This window comes from Methylocystis rosea (assembly GCF_003855495.1).
GTDB classification, from domain to species: Bacteria; Pseudomonadota; Alphaproteobacteria; order Rhizobiales; family Beijerinckiaceae; genus Methylocystis; species Methylocystis rosea_A.
The window spans coordinates 1692518-1712554 of record NZ_CP034086.1 but is presented as its reverse complement, the minus strand read 5'-3'; the positions used below and the strand labels follow the sequence as shown (position 1 = coordinate 1712554).

At 63.3% G+C, this 20037-nt stretch carries 25 protein-coding genes and 1 pseudogene; 17 read left to right on the top strand and 9 right to left on the bottom strand.

Annotation, left to right across the window (positions count from 1 at the left end; all coding sequences use genetic code 11):
- The first annotated feature begins 42 nt into the window (after window positions 1-42).
- Together EHO51_RS08360 and EHO51_RS08355 are read left to right on the top strand one after the other, a co-directional pair.
- Complete coding sequence (locus EHO51_RS08360) at window positions 43-1461, top strand: glutamate synthase subunit beta (protein WP_124738501.1); 1419 nt, start codon at window positions 43-45, stop codon at window positions 1459-1461.
- Between the two features lie 6 nt (window positions 1462-1467).
- Window positions 1468-1677, top strand: a complete 210-nt coding sequence (locus EHO51_RS08355) for a hypothetical protein (protein ID WP_124738500.1) — start codon at window positions 1468-1470, stop codon at window positions 1675-1677.
- Window positions 1678-1733: 56 nt separating this feature from the next.
- Here the strand turns inward: EHO51_RS08355 and EHO51_RS08350 are convergent, their stop codons facing one another.
- Both EHO51_RS08350 and EHO51_RS08345 read right to left on the bottom strand, forming a co-directional pair.
- Window positions 1734-2462, bottom strand: a complete 729-nt coding sequence (locus tag EHO51_RS08350; protein WP_124738499.1) for a L,D-transpeptidase — start codon at window positions 2460-2462, stop codon at window positions 1734-1736.
- Window positions 2463-2546: 84 nt separating this feature from the next.
- Entirely contained in the window at window positions 2547-3860 is a 1314-nt protein-coding gene (locus tag EHO51_RS08345) for an SGNH/GDSL hydrolase family protein (RefSeq protein WP_124738498.1), read from the bottom strand.
- Window positions 3861-3999: 139 nt separating this feature from the next.
- Here EHO51_RS08345 and EHO51_RS08340 point away from each other — a divergent pair, with 139 nt between their 5' ends.
- Genes EHO51_RS08340 through EHO51_RS08330 form a run of 3 tightly spaced genes read left to right on the top strand, consistent with a single transcriptional unit; the run spans window position 4000 to window position 6060 of the window.
- Entirely contained in the window at window positions 4000-4476 is a 477-nt protein-coding gene (locus tag EHO51_RS08340) for a hypothetical protein (protein ID WP_124738497.1), read from the top strand.
- 25 nt (window positions 4477-4501) lie between these two features.
- Window positions 4502-5209 (top strand): ribonuclease T2 family protein, encoded by a 708-nt coding sequence (locus tag EHO51_RS08335; protein ID WP_124738496.1) that lies wholly within the window; start codon window positions 4502-4504, stop codon window positions 5207-5209.
- A 5-nt stretch (window positions 5210-5214) separates the two neighbouring features.
- Entirely contained in the window at window positions 5215-6060 is an 846-nt protein-coding gene (locus tag EHO51_RS08330) for a 23S rRNA (adenine(2030)-N(6))-methyltransferase RlmJ (RefSeq protein WP_124738495.1), read from the top strand.
- 67 nt (window positions 6061-6127) lie between these two features.
- On the opposite strand, the gene EHO51_RS08325 is transcribed toward EHO51_RS08330, so the two are convergent.
- On the bottom strand, window positions 6128-6364 hold the full coding sequence (locus tag EHO51_RS08325) for a hypothetical protein (RefSeq protein ID WP_124738494.1): 237 nt from the start codon (window positions 6362-6364) through the stop codon (window positions 6128-6130).
- A 172-nt stretch (window positions 6365-6536) separates the two neighbouring features.
- Here EHO51_RS08325 and EHO51_RS08320 point away from each other — a divergent pair, with 172 nt between their 5' ends.
- The gene (locus tag EHO51_RS08320; RefSeq protein WP_124738493.1) at window positions 6537-7133 is read left to right on the top strand and encodes a glutathione S-transferase family protein; all 597 of its coding nucleotides are present in this window, start codon (window positions 6537-6539) and stop codon (window positions 7131-7133) included.
- Window positions 7134-7198: 65 nt separating this feature from the next.
- Here the strand turns inward: EHO51_RS08320 and EHO51_RS20845 are convergent.
- A pseudogene (locus EHO51_RS20845) lies at window positions 7199-7420 on the bottom strand (LysM peptidoglycan-binding domain-containing protein); the annotation flags it as partial.
- A gap of 347 nt (window positions 7421-7767) precedes the next feature.
- Here EHO51_RS20845 and coaD point away from each other — a divergent pair.
- From coaD to EHO51_RS08270, 9 genes are all read left to right on the top strand, one after another.
- On the top strand, window positions 7768-8292 hold the full coding sequence (coaD, locus tag EHO51_RS08310; protein ID WP_124738491.1) for a pantetheine-phosphate adenylyltransferase: 525 nt from the start codon (window positions 7768-7770) through the stop codon (window positions 8290-8292).
- 9 nt (window positions 8293-8301) lie between these two features.
- Window positions 8302-8853, top strand: coding sequence for a peptidylprolyl isomerase (locus EHO51_RS08305; RefSeq protein ID WP_124738490.1), 552 nt, complete (start codon window positions 8302-8304; stop codon window positions 8851-8853).
- Between the two features lie 124 nt (window positions 8854-8977).
- On the top strand, window positions 8978-9433 hold the full coding sequence (locus EHO51_RS08300) for a peptidylprolyl isomerase (protein WP_018408601.1): 456 nt from the start codon (window positions 8978-8980) through the stop codon (window positions 9431-9433).
- A gap of 166 nt (window positions 9434-9599) precedes the next feature.
- Window positions 9600-10307, top strand: coding sequence for a PRC-barrel domain-containing protein (locus EHO51_RS08295; protein WP_124738489.1), 708 nt, complete (start codon window positions 9600-9602; stop codon window positions 10305-10307).
- A gap of 90 nt (window positions 10308-10397) precedes the next feature.
- Entirely contained in the window at window positions 10398-11459 is a 1062-nt protein-coding gene (gene queA / locus EHO51_RS08290) for a tRNA preQ1(34) S-adenosylmethionine ribosyltransferase-isomerase QueA (RefSeq protein WP_124738488.1), read from the top strand.
- Window positions 11456-11788, top strand: coding sequence for a hypothetical protein (locus EHO51_RS08285; protein WP_124738487.1), 333 nt, complete (start codon window positions 11456-11458; stop codon window positions 11786-11788). Before queA ends, EHO51_RS08285 begins: the two co-directional genes overlap by 4 nt.
- Complete coding sequence (gene tgt, locus EHO51_RS08280; protein WP_124738486.1) at window positions 11785-12909, top strand: tRNA guanosine(34) transglycosylase Tgt; 1125 nt, start codon at window positions 11785-11787, stop codon at window positions 12907-12909. Before EHO51_RS08285 ends, tgt begins: the two co-directional genes overlap by 4 nt.
- A gap of 218 nt (window positions 12910-13127) precedes the next feature.
- The gene (locus EHO51_RS08275) at window positions 13128-13412 is read left to right on the top strand and encodes a HigA family addiction module antitoxin (RefSeq protein WP_245434835.1); all 285 of its coding nucleotides are present in this window, start codon (window positions 13128-13130) and stop codon (window positions 13410-13412) included.
- A 3-nt stretch (window positions 13413-13415) separates the two neighbouring features.
- Entirely contained in the window at window positions 13416-14615 is a 1200-nt protein-coding gene (locus EHO51_RS08270) for a DNA methyltransferase (RefSeq protein WP_124738485.1), read from the top strand.
- A 7-nt stretch (window positions 14616-14622) separates the two neighbouring features.
- On the opposite strand, the gene recG is transcribed toward EHO51_RS08270, so the two are convergent.
- Together recG and EHO51_RS08260 are read right to left on the bottom strand one after the other, a co-directional pair.
- Window positions 14623-16725 (bottom strand): ATP-dependent DNA helicase RecG, encoded by a 2103-nt coding sequence (gene recG, locus EHO51_RS08265; protein WP_124738484.1) that lies wholly within the window; start codon window positions 16723-16725, stop codon window positions 14623-14625.
- 31 nt (window positions 16726-16756) lie between these two features.
- Window positions 16757-17401 carry a M15 family metallopeptidase gene (locus EHO51_RS08260; RefSeq protein WP_124738483.1) on the bottom strand — a complete coding sequence of 215 codons (645 nt, stop codon included), beginning with the start codon at window positions 17399-17401 and terminating at the stop codon, window positions 16757-16759.
- Between the two features lie 81 nt (window positions 17402-17482).
- Between EHO51_RS08260 and EHO51_RS08255 the strand changes: the two genes are divergently transcribed.
- A complete protein-coding gene (locus EHO51_RS08255; RefSeq protein WP_124738482.1) occupies window positions 17483-17776 on the top strand; it encodes a peptide-binding protein in 294 nt (97 codons plus the stop codon).
- Window positions 17777-17795: 19 nt separating this feature from the next.
- Here EHO51_RS08255 and EHO51_RS08250 read toward each other — a convergent pair whose 3' ends face one another.
- The gene (locus tag EHO51_RS08250; RefSeq protein WP_124738481.1) at window positions 17796-18479 is read right to left on the bottom strand and encodes an orotate phosphoribosyltransferase; all 684 of its coding nucleotides are present in this window, start codon (window positions 18477-18479) and stop codon (window positions 17796-17798) included.
- A gap of 45 nt (window positions 18480-18524) precedes the next feature.
- Window positions 18525-19229: a glutathione S-transferase N-terminal domain-containing protein gene (locus tag EHO51_RS08245; protein WP_124738480.1), complete on the bottom strand. Its 705-nt coding sequence runs from the start codon at window positions 19227-19229 to the stop codon at window positions 18525-18527.
- 100 nt (window positions 19230-19329) lie between these two features.
- Here EHO51_RS08245 and EHO51_RS08240 point away from each other — a divergent pair, with 100 nt between their 5' ends.
- Window positions 19330-19812, top strand: coding sequence for a DUF2165 family protein (locus tag EHO51_RS08240; protein WP_124738479.1), 483 nt, complete (start codon window positions 19330-19332; stop codon window positions 19810-19812).
- 4 nt (window positions 19813-19816) lie between these two features.
- Here the strand turns inward: EHO51_RS08240 and EHO51_RS08235 are convergent, their stop codons facing one another.
- The gene (locus EHO51_RS08235) at window positions 19817-20017 is read right to left on the bottom strand and encodes a hypothetical protein (RefSeq protein ID WP_029650568.1); all 201 of its coding nucleotides are present in this window, start codon (window positions 20015-20017) and stop codon (window positions 19817-19819) included.
- Window positions 20018-20037 lie beyond the last annotated feature (20 nt).

The following is a 20037-nucleotide window of genomic DNA, read 5'->3' as shown; positions in this document are numbered from 1 at the left end:
CCGTTGCGGCCGCGACGCGCGGCCCGAGAGGTGCGCGATAAGATGGGTAAGGTGACCGGGTTTCTAGAGATCGACCGGCATGACCGTAAATATAAACCGGCGGCCGACCGCATTCGCCATTATCGCGAATTCGTCATTCCGTTGTCGGACGAGACCACGCGCAGCCAGGCCTCGCGCTGCATGGATTGCGGCATTCCATTTTGCCACAACGGCTGTCCGGTCAATAATCAGATTCCCGACTGGAATGACCTCGTGTACCATGGCGAGTGGCGGCGCGCGCTCGTCAATCTCCATTCCACCAACAACTTCCCGGAGTTCACGGGCCGCATCTGCCCGGCGCCCTGCGAAGCGTCCTGCACGCTGAACCTCCAAGACCAGCCGGTCACTATCAAGACCATCGAATGCGCGATCATCGATCGTGGCTTCGAGCAGGGCTGGGTGGTTCCCGAGCCGCCCAAGCGCAAAACAGGCAAGAAGATCGCCGTCGTCGGCTCCGGCCCGGCAGGACTTGCGGCGGCGCAGCAGCTGGCGCGCGCCGGCCATGACGTGCATGTCTACGAGAAGCAGGCAAAGGCCGGCGGCCTGCTGCGCTACGGCATTCCCGACTTCAAGATGGAGAAGCACCTCATCGACCGTCGCGTTCAGCAGATGGAGGCGGAAGGGACGGTGTTTCACTGCGGCGTTCATGTCGGCGTCGATCTGTCCGCCGCCGATCTGGTCGCAGGCCATGACGCCGTTGTCCTCGCCGGCGGCGCCGAACAGCCGCGCGATCTGTCGATCCCCGGCCGCGAATTGCGCGGGGTTCACTTCGCGATGGATTTTCTGCCGCAGCAAAATCGCCGGGTCTCTGGCGAGCCGCTCTCAACCAACGAGCCGATCCTCGCCACCGGCAAACATGTCGTGGTCATCGGCGGCGGCGATACCGGCTCGGACTGCATCGGCACCTCGGTGCGCCAGGGGGCGCTTTCGGTCACCCAGCTCGAAATCATGCCGCTTCCCCCCGAGAAGGAAAACAAGCTGCTGACCTGGCCCGACTGGCCGCTGAAGCTGCGCACGTCCTCCTCACACGATGAAGGTTCGTCGCGCGAATTTTCGGTGCTGACGCGCGAATTCGAAGGCGCGGAAGGCGCGGTGAAGGCGCTGCGTTGCGTGCGCGTCGACGGCAAAATGCAGGAGGAGCCCGGGAGCGACTTCAGGCTCAAGGCCGATCTCGTGCTTCTCGCGATGGGCTTTGTGTCGCCGGTGCGCGAAGGCCTGCTCGAAACGCTCGGGGTTGATCTCGATTCGCGCGGCAATGTCGCGGCGGACACGCGCGCCTATCGGGCGTCTCGAGAGAAGATCTTCGTCTGCGGAGACATGCGGCGCGGACAGTCGCTCGTCGTCTGGGCAATTCGCGAGGGACGCCAATGCGCCCACTCAGTGGACGAATTCCTGATGGGCGAAACCAATCTGCCAAGGTGAGAGTAAATGGACAGTGAAAAGCTTAATCTGTGGTATTGTGATACCTTCGTCAGCACGCCCTGGCAGTTTTACCTTCTCATCGTGCCGCTCTTGGGGGCCTTCTTCTATGGCCGCGGGAAATATAAGCTCGCCTGGTCGCTGATCGGCGTTTGGCTCTTCATCCAATTGATCTTTTCGGCGCTCACCAATCTCGTGTTCACTTGCTCGCTCGAATAGCGCGCAAAAGAAAAGGCCCCGGCAAACCGGGGCCTTTCGTTTGACCGAGAGCCGGCTTACAGCACGACGACCGTGGCGCCCACCTTCACGCGGCTGAAGAGATCGGTCACGTCGTTGTTCAGCATGCGGATGCAGCCAGACGAAACCGCCTGTCCAATCGTCCAGGGCTCGTTCGAGCCGTGGATGCGGAACATCGTGTCGCGATTGCCCGAGAAAAGATACATCGCGCGCGCCCCCAGCGGGTTGTCCTCGCCGCCAGTCATGTGGCGCGGCAGATCGGGACGGCGCTTCAACATCGCCGCCGGAGGCGTCCAATCCGGCCAGGCTTCCTTGCGGCCGATGTGCGTCCGGCCTTTCCAAGTGAAGCCCTGGCGGCCGACGCCGACGCCGTAGCGCACGGCCTGTCCGTTCGGCAGCGACAGATAGAGATAGCGGTTGTTGGTGTCGACGGTGATGGTGCCGGGACGCTCATTGGTCGGGTCCTGCACGATCTCGCGCGTCGTGGTCGGATATTCGCGCGCGAGCCGCGCGTCTTCTTGATCCCCGTAATAGGCCTGCGGGTCCTGCGCGGCGTAATTGGCCTGCTGATCCTGACCGCCGTAATAGGCTTGCTGCTCACGCGCGTCGTAGTAGGACGCGGTCATCTCCTGCGCGCCCGCCGACGGTTCAAACAGCGCCATGAAGGAGTTGTCCTGCGCGTAGACGGCGGAAGACGAAAGTCCCGCAAAAGCGGCGACGGCGGCGACCTTCAGAAAGCGGCTGGCGTTGAATTCACGGCGGGACATGACGGCGGCTCCACAATCTCTCTCTGTCGTGCAGAGAGAATGCAAAACCACCGAAAAGCGTTCCGTGCGCGAACGCACAAATCGTCAGCGCGGCTGAGAAGGAGCGTTCGCCGCCGGGTGCCAGCTGTAGTCGTCGGCGCGATTGCTGCGCGGATTCTGGTCGCCGCCCTCGACGAAAACATGTCGCGCGAGCGCCTGCGCGGGCGAGCCTGCGTCCGCCGCTTTGCCGCCCGGGGTTCTCCTGGCGAGCTCTGTCGCCGCGCCGGCGCCCGTCAGTTGCTGCGTCGGGCCGACGGCAGGTCGTTCGGGCAAGCTCGGCGCCGTAGACGGCCCGCCGACGGGCGAGCGGAATACGATCGGCTGACCGTCCGCTGGGGCCGCCGCCACGGGTTGCTGGGGCGGAGTCGCGCCCGCCGCCTCAGGCTGGGGCGTCGCCGGCGCGCCAGCGAGTGGCGCCTGCTGGCGAGAGGCGTCGTAATATTTCTTGATCTCGCCTTCGACGAAATGGGCGACGCTGCGCGCGCCGGCGTCGGTGAAGTGCACGCCGTCCGCGGAGCGCAGCTTCACGATCTGGCCGTTGATGTCCGGCCCGAAAGCGCTGTACTGCCCATGTTCGTCGGTCATCGCGTCCCAGAGATCGACATAGGGAATATTGGCGTGCGCCGCGCGCGCCTTGAAGATTTCATTGAGCTGCGCCATGTCGGCGGATAGCCGCTCGTTCTTCATGACCGGCAGACCGACCCAAATGACCGGAATATTCTTTTCCTTGAATGCCGCAATCACCGCATCGACCCGCGCTGCGTAGAGTTCGCGCCATCGCGGCGACAGCGGCTCGATTGACTCTTGGCCCTGCTGGATCGCTTGACGGTCATTGCTGCCGAGCATGACGACGGCGACATTGATCTTCTTCGGGTCCGCGGCGATCTCTTTCGCCGCCTTGGGCCAATCGTAGAAGTCTTCGCGCACGAGACCGCTGCTTTCCCGACCTTTTCGAAGGATGGCGACGTCTGGGCGATCCGAAAACCCGTCTTTCAGGCCGTTTGCGAGAAGCAGTCCCAGAGTGTCGCCGATCGTCGCGACAACGAACGTCGGCTGGGTAACGGCCGTGTTCTGAGCCTGGTCGGGGGCGGCGCCGTCCGTACGCTTCGCCGCGCGTCGCGGATTATCCGTCTGGCCGTGCCAGTATGTCGGGGCGCGATTCTCGCGGTGCGGCATGATCCGCCGCACCCTTGGCTCGCCGCGAGGCCCCCAGCCACGCTGCGGATGGCCGTCGAAGATGCCGCCAAAGAATTCCGTAAAGGGGTCCTGCGCGAAGGACGCGCCGGGCGTCGCGCTCGTCAACAAGGCGCCAAGAAAGAGCGCCATAACACGGCGCAGGGTCTGTACGCTCCTAGACATGGACGCCATTATAGCGCGTCCCGAACGCTTTGGCATCCTCGTTGCAATTCTTCACTTAATTGTGGGGCGCATAGCCTTGACGCCTGGAGCGGTTTTGGCGTCAATCGTCAGCGACTGAGCGGGATTTAGGAGAAGCGAGATGCGGCGCCGTAACCGGGGGTCTGGCGGAGTTTGGACGCGAGCCGCCGCGACCGCGCTTTTGACGCTTGCCGCCGCCACGGCGGCCGCTCAGCCTGCGCGCGAGGAAAACCCGCCGGCGGAATTTCGAATTCTGCCTTACTCAGGACTGACGCCCTACTGCATCGATCCGACGATTCTCAACGAAGTCGTCAAGGGTTTTGCTGCAAGGGAAGCCTGGTTCTGGAACTCGCCTCTGGTCATTGTGGCCTTTGACGGCGTCGAGGACATCGGCGCCCGCAACAACGGCCTGAGCTATATTCCCCGTCGCTATTGTCGCGCATTGGCGCTTTTTAACGACGGCGTGAGACGCGAGGTGGTCTACAATATCGGAGAATCCTTGGGCTTTATCGGCGCGGGACCTGGCGTGACATGGTGCGTCGTCGGGCTCGACCGCAATCATGCCTTCAGTCCCAATTGTCGAGCCGCCGGACCTTAGCGGCTTATTTGCAGAGTCGTTTGAGATGAGAAGAGTTTTCGTTCGTTGCGCCGCATGGGCGCTGCTGGTCGGCGCGGTGGCGTCGGGCGGATTTTTCGGCGCTATCGCGAAGGAAGGCGACTGCACGGGGGAGGATTGCGCCAATCGCGCGGCCTCGCGGTCGGGCGCGGCGCGTGACTTCGACTTCTACGTGCTGGCGCTCAGCTGGTCGCCCGGGTTCTGCGAAAGCGTCGAGGGCGCGCGCGACCAATGCGAGCCGGGAAAGGGACTCGGCTTCGTCGTTCACGGGCTCTGGCCGCAATATGAAAGCGGCGTCCCGAGCGAATGTCCGGGCGCGCCTTCCCCATCGCGCGTCGCGCTCGAAAAAGCGGCAGGCTTGTTTCCCGACGAGCGGCTGGCGCGTTACGAGTGGCGCAAGCATGGAGTCTGCAGCGGCAAAAGCCCGAGCGACTATTTCGCTGACGTGGCGCGCGCCCACGCCGCCGTGGCCATCCCGCCGCTTTTCGTCAAGCCGACCCGCGACCAGACCTTTACGCCGATCGACGTCGAGCGCGCCTTCTACGAAGCCAATCCACGGCTGCGGCCCGGCATGATGGCGGTGTCGTGCCGGCGGGGCGTCATGGACGGCGTGCGCATCTGCCTGTCCAAGGACCTGCACGAGTTTCGCGCCTGTCCCGCCGTTGCGCAGCGCGGTTGCCACGTTCGAGAAATCAGCGCGCCCGCGCCGCTGTAGCACATATGAACTATCGCCACGGGTTTCACGCCGGCAATTTCGCCGACGTCTTTAAACATGCGCTGCTTGTGCGCCTCTTGGTCTATCTGAGGCGCAAGGAGACGCCGTTTCGCGTGATCGATACGCACGCAGGAGAGGGCGCCTATGATCTTTCAGCGGAGGCGGCGGAGCGCACGCTCGAGTGGCGCGGCGGCGTTGGACGTCTCGGCGATCTCTCCGGCGCGAGTGCGGAAGTTCGCGCGCTGCTTGCCCCCTACATTGATTGTCTCGGGCCGCGCGATCACGAGGGAAAGCCCGCGCTCTATCCAGGTTCGCCGTCGATCGCGCAGAAATTGATGCGCCCGCAGGACCGCGCGATTTTCTGCGAGCTGAGGCCCGACGCCTTCGCCGCGCTGCGTCGCCGGTTCGCGCGCGACGAGCGCATTAAGGCGATCCATATCGACGGCTATTTGGGGCTTGGCGCTTATGTTCCGCCGAAGGAGCGGCGCGGGATCGCGCTGATTGATCCGCCTTTCGAGCGCGAGGACGAGTTCGAGGCCGCTTTTGACGCCTTCAATAAATCATATGCAAAGTGGAATTCTGGAATTTACGCCTTGTGGCATCCCGCAAAGAGCGATCGGGACGTTCGAAAATTCCAAAGCAGAATGAGGGAGAGCGGCATACGGCGCATCCTGCAGCTTTCACTGAGCATTGGCGGAGACGGTGAGGGGTTGCGCAGCTGCGGAATGGCGGTCGTCAATCCGCCATTCGTGTTCGAAGAAGAAGCGCGCACGCTTCTTGCCTTCCTCGCTGCACGGATGGCGCAAGGCGAAGGCGCTGGCTGCGAGATTGAGTGGCTCGCAGGCGAATGAGCCGATCTTCCAAGGCCGACTTTGCCGGCCCTGGAAGTAATTCGAACTCAGGAGCGTATTGTCGCGCTCACCAGCGGCGGCGCCAACGACGACGCCGAGCGCGCCGCCAGTATCGACGGCGGCGCCACCAGCTTTTCTCGATCGTTGCGTTCGCCATGTCTTCAGGCGTGGCGACGGCGGGCTCGGGCCGCGCGGGAGTCACCCCATCTTGCGGCGCCAGCCCAGGAAGCGCCTGCACTTGCGACACGACGACAGTCGCGCCAAGGCCGGCGAGCAGCGACGTAATGAATGTGCGTCGTTCCATCTTAATCTCTCCCTGCTCGCAGGACTCAAATTGCTGCGCGGTCATGCATGTCGATCTTTCGACATCTGGCCCACTATGCGCGCTTATCAAGTCCATCTGGCGGAGGCCGCAAAGGTTCACGGGCGCGCTACAGAGCCGTTGTCGGTTTCCTGCATGGATGATAGGAGCGGCCATGCTCATCTTGCGTTATTCTCCCGCTTCGCCCTACGCCAGGAAGATCCGAATCGCCGCCGAATTGCTCGGCTTGTCGGAAAGGATCGAAATCGCCGCCGCCGATGCGGCCGATCCCGCGGACAGTCTGCGTCTCCAGAACCCGCTCGGCAAAATCCCGACCCTCATTTTGGAGGACGGCTCAGCGCTCTATGACAGTCGCGTCATCGCCGAATATCTGGATCAACTCGCCGGCGCCGGGCGGATCATTCCCCGCGAGTCGACAGCTCGCTTCGGGGCCTTGCGGATGCAAGCGCTCGGCGACGGGATCAACGACGCCGCGCTCTTGATCCGCTACGAAACGTTCAATCGCCCGGAAGCCTTACGCTACGATGAGGCGATCGCGCTTCAGCAAGGCAAAATCGATCGGGCGCTCGGCGCGCTCGACGCCGCCCCCCCGACCGGTTCGGTCGACATCGGCCATATCGCGGTCGCCTGTGCGCTTGGCTATCTTGATTTGCGTTTCTCTGGCGCGTGGCGAGAGGACCACCAGCATCTCGTCTCGTGGCTTAAGGAATTTGCGCGTGCGGTCCCCGCCTTCGACGCGACGAAGGTCTAATTCGGCCCTAGCGCATATGGCGCCTGTCCGGGGGATCTGCTCTGCCAAGAAGCGAAGCTGTCAGCCTATTTGCTGGCGATTTCGCTTGGCGGCTTCCACTCGCCCCCCGCCGAGGGACCCGTCTGTGCGGCTGGGATGCGCAGGCGTTGACCCGGTTGGATTTTGTCGGGATCCGTCAGCATCGGCCGATTGGCCTCGAAGATCTCCATATATTTGGCGCCCTTGCCGGCGCCGTAATGCTCTTCGGCGATCTTCCACAGCGTGTCGCCTGGCTTCACGACGTAGAAGGTCTCTGTCGCGGACGACCCTGCCGCTGCGGGCTCATTAGGGGTAGCCGCAGCCGTTTTCTTGAGCGCGTCTGGGGCGGGCCCCGGTTTGCCTTTTCCGGTCAGAAAATCCAAAAGTCCCATGCTGGAGTCTCCTTCGTAGATCCGGCCACTCATGCCGGATGCGACTGATCTATTGTAGCGCTCCTCTATTGTAGCGCTCCGCTCGCAACTCGCGAGTGTAGGCGTGTCCGAAAAGCAGCGCCAGGGCGCGACTTCCGCGCAATCGTCGCCAGCGAGCGGCAGTTTGTGGCGGCGAAGCGCTCGCCGTCTCGCGGAACCGCGCAAAATCTCCTATACCCCTCGCCATGACAGATGCCCCCGTAACGACCGCGCGGACGGCCCTCTACCCCGGCACGTTCGACCCGTTGACCTTTGGCCATCTCGACGTGATGGCGCAGGGCGGGGCGCTCTTCGACAGGATCGTCGTTGCGATCGGCGTGCACCACGGCAAGGAGCCGTGGCTCTCTTTCGACGAGCGCGCGGCGGTCATTCGCGAGGCCTGCGCCGGCTTGGGCGCGTCTTGCGGCTTCGCGGTCGCGGGCTTTGACGGACTTGTCGTCGAGGCGGCGCGCCAGCACGGCGCCTGCGCCATTCTCCGCGGTTTGCGCGATTGCGCCGACTTCGACTATGAGATGCAGATGGCGGGGATGAATGGGACGCTCGCGCCCGACATTCACACGGTTTTCATGCCTGCTTCGCCAAGGCTACGCCACGTCAGCGGAACCTTCGTGCGTCAGATCGCGGCGCTTGGCGGCGATGTGTCGGCCTTTGCGCCGGCCGTCTCCGTCGCCGCACTCAAACGCGCCATAAAAAGGCGCGGCAATACATAGGGAGGCTTCATGAAACTCACCCGCCGTCTGCTTCTTGCCGCCGCGGCCGTCGCCGCGCTCAGCGCCGCGCCCGCTAGAGCGGCAGACGATCATCTCCTTTATCTCGACACGAAGGATGGCCGCGTCACCATCAAGCTGCGGCCTGATCTCGCGCCCAAGCACGTCGAGCGCATCGAGAAGTTGGCCAAGGAACATTTTTACGACGGCATTGTATTCCATCGCGTCATCGACGGCTTTATGGCGCAAGCTGGCGATCCAACCGGCACCGGAATGCAAGGTTCGCGCTATACGGATCTGAAGGCCGAGTTTACGGATACGCCGTTCAAGCGCGGCACAGTTGGAATGGCGCGCGAAGGCGGCGACGTCAATTCCGGCAATTCGCAGTTCTTCATCGTCTATGCAGACGCGCCGCAGCTCAACGGCAAATACACCGTTTTCGGCGAGGTGGTCTCCGGCATGGACGTCGTCGACAAGATCAAGAAAGGTTCAAAGTCCAATAACGGCATGGTCGAGAATCCGGACAAGATCATCAAGATGCGCGTCGCTGGCGACGAGAGCTGAGATTCATATGCGTTATGCCCGCGCTTGTTGGGCATAACGTAAGCCGCCCCTCCGCAAACAGCCGGGCCATGCCCGGCTGCAATGCGGAAGGACCGGCTTTCAGACAAGTGGAGAGGGAACCAGAATGACCGAAGCCGCCGACACCATGACGCTTGAGACGACGAAGGGACCAGTCGTCATCAAATTTCGTTCAGACCTCGCGCCCAATCATGTCGCGCATATCAAGAAGCTCGTCTCGGAAGGATTCTACGACGGCATCGTCTTTCATCGCGTGATTGACGGCTTCATGGCTCAGACGGGCTGCCCACGCGGCACGGGCACCGGCGGATCGCAATATCCCGACCTCAAGGCCGAGTTTAACAGCACGCCGCATGTGCGCGGAACATGCTCGATGGCCCGCGCGCAAAGCCCCGACAGCGCCAATTCGCAGTTTTTCATCTGCTTCGATGATGCGCGCTTCCTCGACAACAAATATACGGTTTGGGGCGAAGTGGTCTCCGGCATGGAGAATGTCGATAAGATCAAGCGCGGCGAACCGGTGAAAGATCCCGACAAGATCGTCAAGGCGACGTTGGGTTGATCGACTGACGCGACAGGTCGAGCCTTTGGTCAAGCATGCGCCCCGGCCTTGGGCGCATGTGCAGTAAAGACCTGAGTTGGGCGCAGGATTCGGAACTATCTCTCCAGACGCTGGTTGCAAAGTATCGTTCGCCGAGACGGGCGAGCGGAACAGTGGAGAGTATCCGATGAAATCGCTCAAGTTGTTGATCGCTACAGTAGCGGCGATCGCGCTTTCCGCCAGCGTGACAGCGAATGCAGGACGCGATCGCACTGGCGCGAACTCGACCAAGAATCAGACTCAGTCTCGCAGCACTCAGCCGGAGAAGCCGGGCCAAGCAGCCAAGGATGCGGAGGATACGACATCTCGCAGCGGCTGGCGCGAGATGGGCAGTGATGACGACGCCGCGCCGACCTGGCGAGGCAGCGCCGCGCGCGAGCGGATGCGCGGTCAGGACAGCCAGCCGGGCATGGATCGCAACATGGATCGCACGGGCATGGATCGGCAGACGACGAGAGCGCGATCCGCAGCTGAAATGCGCGAACTGGAGCAGCTCGGCTCCGCCCGCGTAATCTTCTATAGGCTTGGACCTAGCGACATGCGCATGTCGCAGCTGATCGGCAGCGATGTCCGCAATCTGCAGAATGACGACATCGGCGAGATCGAGGACGTCATCTTCGACAATAACAGGAATTTGCGCGCGGTCATCGTCAGCGTCGGCGGATTCCTCGGCATTGGCGAGCGCCATATCGCGATTGACCCGTCATCAATGGTCGTTTCCCGGAACGAAGATGGCGACGTCGAAGCGGTTGTGAACACGACTCGCGACGATCTGCGGAACGCTCCGGAGTTCCGATTCGACGAGCGTCGCCGGCGCGTCGGCTCATACCAATAAGCTCTCTCGGCGGCGCCGGTTGATCCGCAAACGGCGCCGCCGACCGTTCTCGCTTGACCTGACGGAGCTTATGGTTTTTGCAAGCTCCTTATGCGCGTCGACCTCTTCGACTTCAACCTCCCGCAAGACAGAATCGCTCTTCGGCCCGCCGATCCCCGCGACGGCGCGCGCCTGCTCGTCGTTCCCGCCAACGGATCCTTCCATGACAGGATTGTTCGGGATCTACCGGATTACCTTCGTCCGGGAGACGCGCTGGTCGTCAACGACTCGCGAGTCATTCACGCGCGGTTGTCGGGTCGGCGCTGTCGCGGCGCGTTGAGCGCCAATGTCGAAGCGACGCTGATCGAACGGCTGGACGCTTCCCGCTGGCGCGCGCTGATGCGCCCGGCCAAGAAGCTCGCGATCGGCGATCGCATATGCTTCATGGGCCATGGGGGCGCGATCGACGCTCGCGTCGAAGCGAAAGGCGACGAAGGAGAGATCACACTTGCTTTCGAGCTTAACGGACCCGTTCTCGATATGGCGATAGAGCAGGCGGGCGTCATGCCGCTGCCGCCCTATATCGCCGGCAAGCGTTCGGCCGACGCGCGCGACGAAAGTGACTATCAGACGATCTTCGCGCGCGAAGCGGGCGCCGTCGCCGCGCCGACCGCCGGCCTCCACTTCACGCCGCAGCTGCTCGCAGCGATCGAAGCGCGCGGCGTTCGTCTTCATCGGGTGACGCTACATGTGGGGGCCGGCACCTTTCTTCCCGTGAAGGCGGAGGACACGGACCTGCACAGGATGCATGAGGAGTTCGCGCGGCTTGACGCTGAAACGGCGCAGGCGCTGAACAATGTGCGAGCGGGAGGCGGACGCATCGTCGCGGTCGGCACGACCGCGCTGCGCGTGCTGGAAAGCGCGGCGGACGACGCCGGAAGGCTTGCGCCTTATGCCGCGCGCACGCGGATCTTCATTACGCCCGGCTATCGTTTTCGCGCCGTCGACATGCTGCTCACCAATTTCCATCTCCCGCGTTCGACGCTGTTCATGCTGGTCGCGGCGTTTGCCGGCCTCGAGCGCATGAAGGCCGCCTATGCGCATGCCATCGAAAGCGGCTATCGCTTTTATTCCTACGGCGACGCGTGTCTGCTGCAGCGTTCCGAAACATGAGCGAGCCTCGCGACATGCGCGTCCTCGCGCTCTGGCGCGACGATCCGCGAGAGGCGCCGATGACCATTGACGCGCGGATCGACGGCGCGCGAATCATTTCGACATGGGATCTTTTCGGCGCGTTTGCGCTCGACGGCGATAGCGTGCGTCCATTTATCCTGCGGCGCGACGGACGAATCGACTTTGGTTGTGGCGAGAGCTGGAGAACCGACTTGCGCGAGGCGACGATAAAGGTCGGGTCGGAGTTCTCCGTGTGGTTCAATGAAAGCGACAGCGGTCGCTATCGCATCGTGAAGCTCGCCGTACTCGGCGCGAAGGACAACAAGTGACGCAGGGTTTTTCCTTTTCCGTTCTCGCGACCGACGACCTCGCGCGTCAAGGCGAAATCGTTACGCCGCGCGGAACAATCCGTACGCCCGCCTTCATGCCGGTCGGCACCGCCGCGACGGTGAAAGCGATGTTCGTCGAAGACGTGCGCGCCGCGGGCGCCGACGTTCTGCTCGGCAATGTCTATCATCTCATGCTGCGACCGGGCGCAGAGCGGATCGCGCGGCTGGGCGGACTGCATGAATTCATGCGCTGGCCCTATCCGATCTTGACGGATTCCGGCGGCTTTCAGGTGATGTCGCTTGCGAAGCTGCGCAAGCTCGATGAAAGCGGCGTGACCTTTCAGTCGCATATCGACGGTTCGCGCCATCATCTTTCGCCCGAGCGTTCGATGGAGATTCAGGATCTGCTCGGGTCGGACATTCAGATGCAGCTTGACGAATGCGTTCGCCTGCCATGTTCCGAAAGCGAGGCCGAACGCGCCATGCGTCTTTCGCTGCGTTGGGCCGAGCGTTCACGTAAGGCGTTTTGCGAACGCCCGGGCAGGGCGGTGTTCGGCATTGTGCAAGGCGGCGAATCGAAGCGGCTTCGGATCGAAAGCGCCCAAGCGCTCGCCGGTATGGATTTCCATGGGATCGCGGTCGGCGGTCTGGCCGTCGGCGAACCTCAGGAAGTGATGCTCGACATGCTCGAGACGACCGCCCCGCATTTGCCCGAATCAAAACCTCGTTATCTGATGGGCGTGGGCGCGCCGGATGACATCGTTGAGGCCGTCGCGCGGGGAATCGACATGTTTGATTGTGTGATGCCGACTCGCGCCGGTCGCCACGGCCTCGCCTATACGCGCCACGGACGGGTGACGTTGCGCAATGCGCGCCACGCCGACGATCCGCGGCCGCTCGACGCGCAGTCATCCTGCCCCGCCGCGCGCGACTATTCGCGCGCCTATCTGCATCACCTCGTCAAAGCGGGGGAAATCCTCGGGATGATGCTGCTGACGCAGGCCAATGTCGCCTATTATCAGGAGCTGATGGCGGGCCTGCGCGCAGCCATCGGCGCTGGGCGCCTCGCCGACTTCATCGCCGAGACGCGCGCCAATTGGATCGAGGGCGAAAGCGCTTAAGTCACCTCAGCCGAGTTTACGGACCAGATAATATGGTTTACGAAAACAATATTCGGCGGGGGCGGAGCATGGGCCGCTACCATGAAGAGCTCACCAGAAGATTTTTGATCGGCGTTCGGCAGGAAGCGCCAGCAAATGCTCGTCGGCAGACGCATCTGCGACGCGAGAGCGTTCGCGCGCGCCCGTCAAAATCCAAACTGGCGTCGATGGAGAATGGGATGTCGCATCCTGGCGAAATTCTTGCCCGTCATCTGCAGGACCTCGGTCTGACGGCGTCGGATCTGGCGCGTGATATCGACGTGCCGGTCAATCGGGTCACCGCCATTATCAATGGCCAGCGGGGCGTCACCGCCGATACGGCGCTGCGACTCGGACACTGGTTTGGCGTCCAGCCCGAAGATTGGCTGGAGCTGCAGACGCAATATGAGCTTTCGCTCGCGCGCCGCGCGGCCGGAGCGAGGATCAAGTCATTGCCAAGCCTCGCCGATCGTCAGCGCGACTGAGGCATGGGCGCAGTTCAAAAACTCGCGGAAACGGAATTTTTTCACGACCTGCGTTGGTCCGCGGAATTCGGCGCGGCGACTCGGGCCGTTGTCGCTGATGGCGTTCCTTACTACATCAACGCCTTTTGGACCGCCGGGCAAAGGCGCGCGCATCCGCTGCACGAGATCAGCTATCGCGCCTGTTTCAAGCCACAGCTCCCGGCCTTTTTCATCGATCGGCTGACGCAGCCGGGGGACGTCGTCTGCGATCCGTTCATGGGGCGCGGCACGACCATCCTGCAGGCGGCGCTGATGGGGCGGACGCCCATCGGCTCCGACGCCAATCCTTTGTCGCTGCTGCTGACGCGCCCGCGGCTGCGGCCTCCTGCGCTTTGCGATATCGAGGCGCGGCTCGCGGCCGCGCCCTGGGGACGCGGCGACGTCGAACGCGACGACCTTCTCGCATTTTACCACGCTGAGACGCTGCGGCAGATATGCGCGCTGCGCCGTTATCTGCTGATCCGCGCAAATGATGGCCTGCTCGACGCCGTGGACAGCTGGATCCGCATGGTGGCGCTCAATCGATTGACCGGTCACTCGCCGGGGTTCTTTTCCGTCTATACGATGCCGCCGAACCAGGCTGTGTCTGTTAAAGCGCAACTGAAGATCAATGCGCGTCGCGCGCAATCGCCGCCCCAGCGCGACATCGCCGAGCTGATTTTCAAGAAATCGCGCGCGCTTCTGGCGGAGGACGCGCCGACCGCCTGCGATGCGCAACTCGTCGTGGCGGACGCCGCCCGTTTGGAGCACATCGCCGATGCGACAGTCGATCTCGTCGTCACGTCGCCGCCTTTTCTCGACGTCGTCGACTATCGCGGCGACAATTGGCTGCGCAACTGGTTTGCGGGAATCGACGTCGAGAGCATCCGCCTCTCGCAGCTTCGCGCGCCGGAAGACTGGCGCGCGATGACTCGCGACGTTTTCCAAGAATTGGCGCGAGTCGTGAAGTCGGGCGGTCACGTGGCTTACGAGGTTGGCGAGGTCAGAGGCGGGGCGCTGCCGCTCGAACAACTGGTCTGGCGCGCGCTCGACGATCTTCCCTTTGAGCGATTGGGCGTGCTCGTCAACGAGCAAAGTTTCACGAAAACCAGCAACTGCTGGGGCGTCGCCAATAATGTGAAGGGCGTCAACAGCAACCGGATCGTGATCGCGCGGCGCTTTTGACGTCGCATCAGCCAGCGCGCAGCAGGCGCACGGCGTCGTCCCGTTCGAAGAGGTAGAGCAGGGCGCGCAAGGCCTGGCCTCTGTCGCTCGCAAGCTCGGGATCGCGCCGCAGAATCAATTCGGCGTCGTCGCGCGCGACGGCGAGGAGACGCGCGTGGGCGGAAAGGTCGGCGAGCCGAAAGCTCGGCAGACCGGCTTGCCGTACGCCGAGAATTTCGCCTTCGCCGCGCAGCCGCAGATCTTCCTCGGCGATGCGAAATCCGTCCTCGGTCTGGCGGATGATCATCAGCCGCGCCTTCGCCGCTTCGCTCAGCGGACCCTTATATAGAAGTAGGCATGAGGACTTTCCCGAGCCGCGACCAACGCGTCCACGTAGCTGGTGGAGCTGCGCAAGGCCGAAGCGCTCGGCGTGTTCGATGACCATGATCGTCGCTTCCGGTACATCGACGCCAACTTCGATGACCGTGGTCGCCACCAGAATTTTGACCTCGCCGCGCTGAAAGGCTTCCATCACCGCGTCCTTCTCGCCGCCCTTCATGCGGCCGTGAACGAGGCCGACCGTCGCTCCGAAAAGCTTCGAGAGATCGGCGTGCCGCTCTTGCGCCGCAGAGAGGTCCAGCTCCTCATTCTCCTCAACAAGCGGACAGACCCAATAGGCGCGCGCGCCCTCCGCCAAGGCGCGGCGCAGCCCTGCAATTACTTCGTCGATTCTCTCGGCCGGAAGCGCGCGCGTCGAGATCGGCGTGCGGCCGGGTGGCTTTTCGTCGAGCGCCGAGCAGTCCATGTCGCCGAAGGCGGTCAGCGCCAGCGTTCGCGGAATGGGCGTCGCGGTCATCACCAGCACGTCGACGGCGTCGCCCTTGGCGCCGAGCGCCAGCCGCTGCTCGACGCCGAAGCGATGCTGCTCGTCGACGACGGCGAGGCCGAGGTCGTGAAAGGCGAGATCGCTTTGCACGAGAGCATGTGTGCCGATGACGACGTCGACTTCCCCCGCTGCAATGGCGGCGTGGAGCGCTGCCCGCTCGCTCGGTTTGGCGCGGCCTGTCAGCAGCGCGACGCGCAGTCCCGCCGATGTGAGCGTTGGCGTAAGCCGATCGTAGTGCTGCCGCGCCAGGATCTCGGTCGGGGCCATCAAGGCGCTTTGCCGGCCTGTCTCGGCGACGCTCGCGATGGCGAGCGCCGCGACGATCGTCTTGCCGGATCCAACGTCGCCCTGAACAAGCCGCAGCATGCGCTGTTCCGATGCAAGATCGGCGCGGATTTCGTCAAGCGTGCGCAGCTGCGCGCGCGTCAAGCGAAACGGCAGGGCGGTCTCGATCGCTCGGGCGTAGCGGCCGTCGCCCTTGTGCGCGCGACCCGGAGGGCGGCGCATCTTTGCGCGAATGAGGCGCAGCGCGAGCTGGCTTGCGAGCAATTCATCGAGCGCGAGACGCTGACGGGCAGGATGCTGCGGCGAGAGCGCATCGGCGCTTGCCGGCCGGTGCGCCGCGCGCAGCGCCTCGGCGAATGCGGGAAGCTTATTGGCCACGAGAACGCTGGCGTCCTGCCATTCTGGAAGGTTCGGCAGGCGCGTCAGCGCCTCTTCCGTCGCGCGTAAGACATACCGCGCCTGCAAGCCCTCGGTGAGGCCATAGACGGCTTCATATGCGGGGAGCTTCTCCAATCCGGCTTCGTCGAGCACGCGGTCCGGATGCACGATCTGGCGGCGCCCGTCATAAAGCTCGATGCGCCCCGAAACCCAGCGCGTCGCGCCAAGCGGCAGGCTGCGTTCGATCCAGTCGGGATTGGCGAGGAAGAACACGAGTTCGACGTCGCCGGTGTCATCCTCGACGAGCACGCGATAGGGCGATTTCGAATATCGGCCCTGAGGGCGACGATGCTCGGTGACGCGCGCCTTCAACACCACCATCGTCTCGAGCGGCGCGGCGGCGATCGTGGGCCGCACGCTGCGGTCGATGACGGTCGACGGAAGATGAAAAAGCAGATCGACGAGGCGCGCTTCCGTCCCCGGCTTGGCGAGCAGCCGGTCGAACAGCCTGGCGGTTTTCGGCCCGACGCCTGGCAGTGCGGCGACGCGACCGAAGAAGGGGTCGAGCAGGGAGGGACGCATGAAGGTTCAGTTCAGCTCGCCGGGGAACGGGTCACTTGATCTCGACATCATAGCTCGGCGCCCCGTCCGCGCCTTTGTAAGTAAAATGCCACCATTCGCGCGGAAAATTTTCAAAGCCGTGGCGGCGCATCAGCGCCACGAGCGCGTCGCGATGCGCCCGCGCCGTCTTTGAGGTTTTGGCTTTCGTCCATGAGCGCGTATCGAAAAAATCGAACGGCGTGCCGAAATTCCAGCCTTTGACGCCGATATCGACGGCCATTCCCGTCGAATGGGTGGAATGTTCGGCGATATAGCCCTCGGGAAACAGCGCGCTCTTGGCGAGGCGTGGATAATGTTCTGTCTTCGTCCGCTGGTCGGCGCTGCGCGACCAATCAACAAAAGCCGCAACCGCGCGCAGCGGTCGGTAGCAGTCGTAGACGACGAGCGAAATCCCGCGAGCGCGCGCATCCTTCTGCGCGGCGGCCAGCGCTTTGGCGGCTTCAGTGCGCAGCCAGCATTGCGGCGCGTCATAGCCGGGCACCGGGGCGCCGGTGAAATTATCGGCGCCGGCATAGCGCATCTCCTGAACGATGGTCGGCGCAACGTCAGCAAGGCGCGCGAAGCCTGCCGGCGGTTCGCCGGCGTGCGCATATGGCGCGGAAAGCGCCCCGATAAGAAAAAACATCACCCTGCGCATGGCGGCTCCACGTGCGTTGGCGCAATTCGTAACGCTCGAACGCTGACTATAGGTCTTTCCAACGCAATCGGGAGGCCTTTCATGTCCGAGAAACTCGCGCCTTTCGCCGGCCTCACGCTCGCCGCTCTCGCCGCCGCGATCGCATGGGGCGCGACGGCGCTCGCCGGCGATCGTTGCAAGGCGACGGGCGCCATGGGCGCTTCGATCGCCCTCCACGATCAGCGCAAGACTGTCATCGGCGCTATTGAAGACGGGAAGTCTATTATCGTGCAGCGCTATGGCGAGGACGATCACGGCAGGCCATGGGCCTATGTGGCGAGCCCCGGCGGCAAGCGGCTGGGCTGGCTCTATCGCGAATTTATCCGCTGCAGCTAAAAGCGCCCGCTTCGGCCGGCTATCCCTTCGCCTTGGCGAGGCCGCCATGCGCCGCCGACCAGGCGACGGGATCGGCGATGAAGGCTTCGACTTCGTTGAGCGCGTCATCGGGGAAATATTTGTGCTCGCGGGCCACGGCGAGCACGTCTCGCCAGGTTGCGAGCGCATGTAGGCTGATGCCAAGCGCGGCCAGCTCCTCGCGCGCGCCAGCGAATATATCGTAAAAGAAGAACACGAAGACGTGATCGCAGCGCTGGCCTGAGTCGCGCAGCGCCTGCACGAAGTCCTTCTTCGAGCCGCCGTCCGTCGCCAAATCCTCGACCAGCAGGGCGCGGCCGCCCTCCATCACATCGCCTTCGATGCGGGCGTTGCGGCCGAAGCCCTTGGGCTTTTTGCGCACATATTGCATCGGCAGCATGAGGCTGTCGGCGATCCACGCCGCGAAGGGAATGCCGGCCGTCTCGCCGCCTGCGACGATGTCGAGCGATTCATAGCCGATGTCGCGCTCGATCGTCCGTGTCGCGAATTCGACGAGGCGCCGCCGTAGCCGCGGAAAGGCGATGATCTTGCGCATGTCGATATAGACCGGCGACGCCCAGCCGGCGGTCGTTATGAAAGGCTTATCGACATTCACGAGCACCGCTTGCACTTCGATCAGCGCCTTGGCGGTCTCTCGCGCGGCGGTTTGGCGGTCGTTCGACATGGATGCGGCGTGCCCTTCTTTAGAAAAACGCCGCGCAGCCATAGCCTATTTCGCGCCGTCGCGCTCTGGGGTTTGGCCGAAAAGTATTTCGCGCTCCAGCGCCGTGAAATCGAGACGCGACCGCTCATAGGGCGCGCCCGCCGCATAGGCGCGTATCACCGCCGGCCGGGAACGGATCGCCTCGAACCAGCGCTTGAGATGCGGGAAGTCATCCAGATCCTGGCCCTGATCCTCATGCGGAACGATCCAGGGATAGCAAGCGATGTCGGCGATCGAATATTCGCCAGCGAGAAAAGGTGTCTTGGCGAGATGACCGTCCATCACGCCATAAAGGCGGGCAGTTTCGTTACGGTAGCGTTCGATCGCGTAGGGAATTTTCGCCGGCGCGTATTTGGCGAAGTGGTGGTTTTGACCGGCCATCGGGCCAAGCCCGCCGACCTGCCAGAACAGCCACTGCAGCGTTCGCGCACGCGCATGGAGTTCGGCGGGAAGAAGTCGTCCGGTCTTCTCGGCAAGGTAGACGAGGATCGCGCCCGATTCGAAGAGCGCGACCGGAGCGCCGCCATCCGCCGTCTCGCGGTCGATGATGGCCGGCATGCGATTGTTCGGAGAAATCGCGAGAAACTCAGGCTTGAATTGGTCCCCTTTGGTGATGTCGACGGGCTTGATCCGATAAGCGAGTCCCGCTTCCTCGAGAAAAATCGTGACTTTGTGGCCGTTGGGGGTCGGCCAGTAATGAAGATCGATCATGGACGCATGTCCGACGGGAGACCAGACTCTGTTTTAAGCCCTCGCGTCGCAAGATCAATCGCTCAGGTCATGCTAGGCTAACGCCCGGGAGTGGATCGCCATGTTGATCAGATATTCGAAGATTTTGCTGACCGCTGCGCTCGGCGCGCTCATTCTGCTCGTCGCAATCAACAATGTGACCGACTACGCCACGAATTACCAGTTCGTCAGCCATGTGATGTCGATGGATCAGGTGCCGGCCGGCAGCGCGCTCGAGTGGCGCGCCGTCGCCAGTCCCGCGCTGCATCGGATGTTTTACGCCTTCATCATCGCGGTGGAGTTTTCCGCCGGCGCGCTCATTCTGGCGGGCGTGTGGCGGCTGTTGCTGAGGCGCAAGGCGGAGGCCGCGCGGTTCAACGCCGCAAAAGGCGTCGCGATTGCGGGTCTTGCGCTCGCCGTCGGCCTTTACCTGTTCGGCTTCATGGCCGTCGGCGGGGAATGGTTCCAGATGTGGCGGTCCCAGCCAGACGCCGAGCAAGCCGCGTTCCGCTTCATCGGCTGCGCGGCGCTGGTGTTGCTGTTTTTAGGGCAGCGTGACGATTAACGCGTCACAGCCGCTTCAGCATATTGTAACCGAGCAGGCCGCCAAGTCCCGCCCCGACGACTGCGATGAGCGGGCCGCCGATCGCGACGCCAGTCAGACCGCCGAGAACGGCCCCTACGCCACCAAAAAGATACTTGTTCTTCTGGACGGTGGGGTTTTCGTCGGTCAGTTTGTTCTCAACGATAGGATTTTTGTCATCCGCCATTGCAAAGTCCTCGTGAAAGA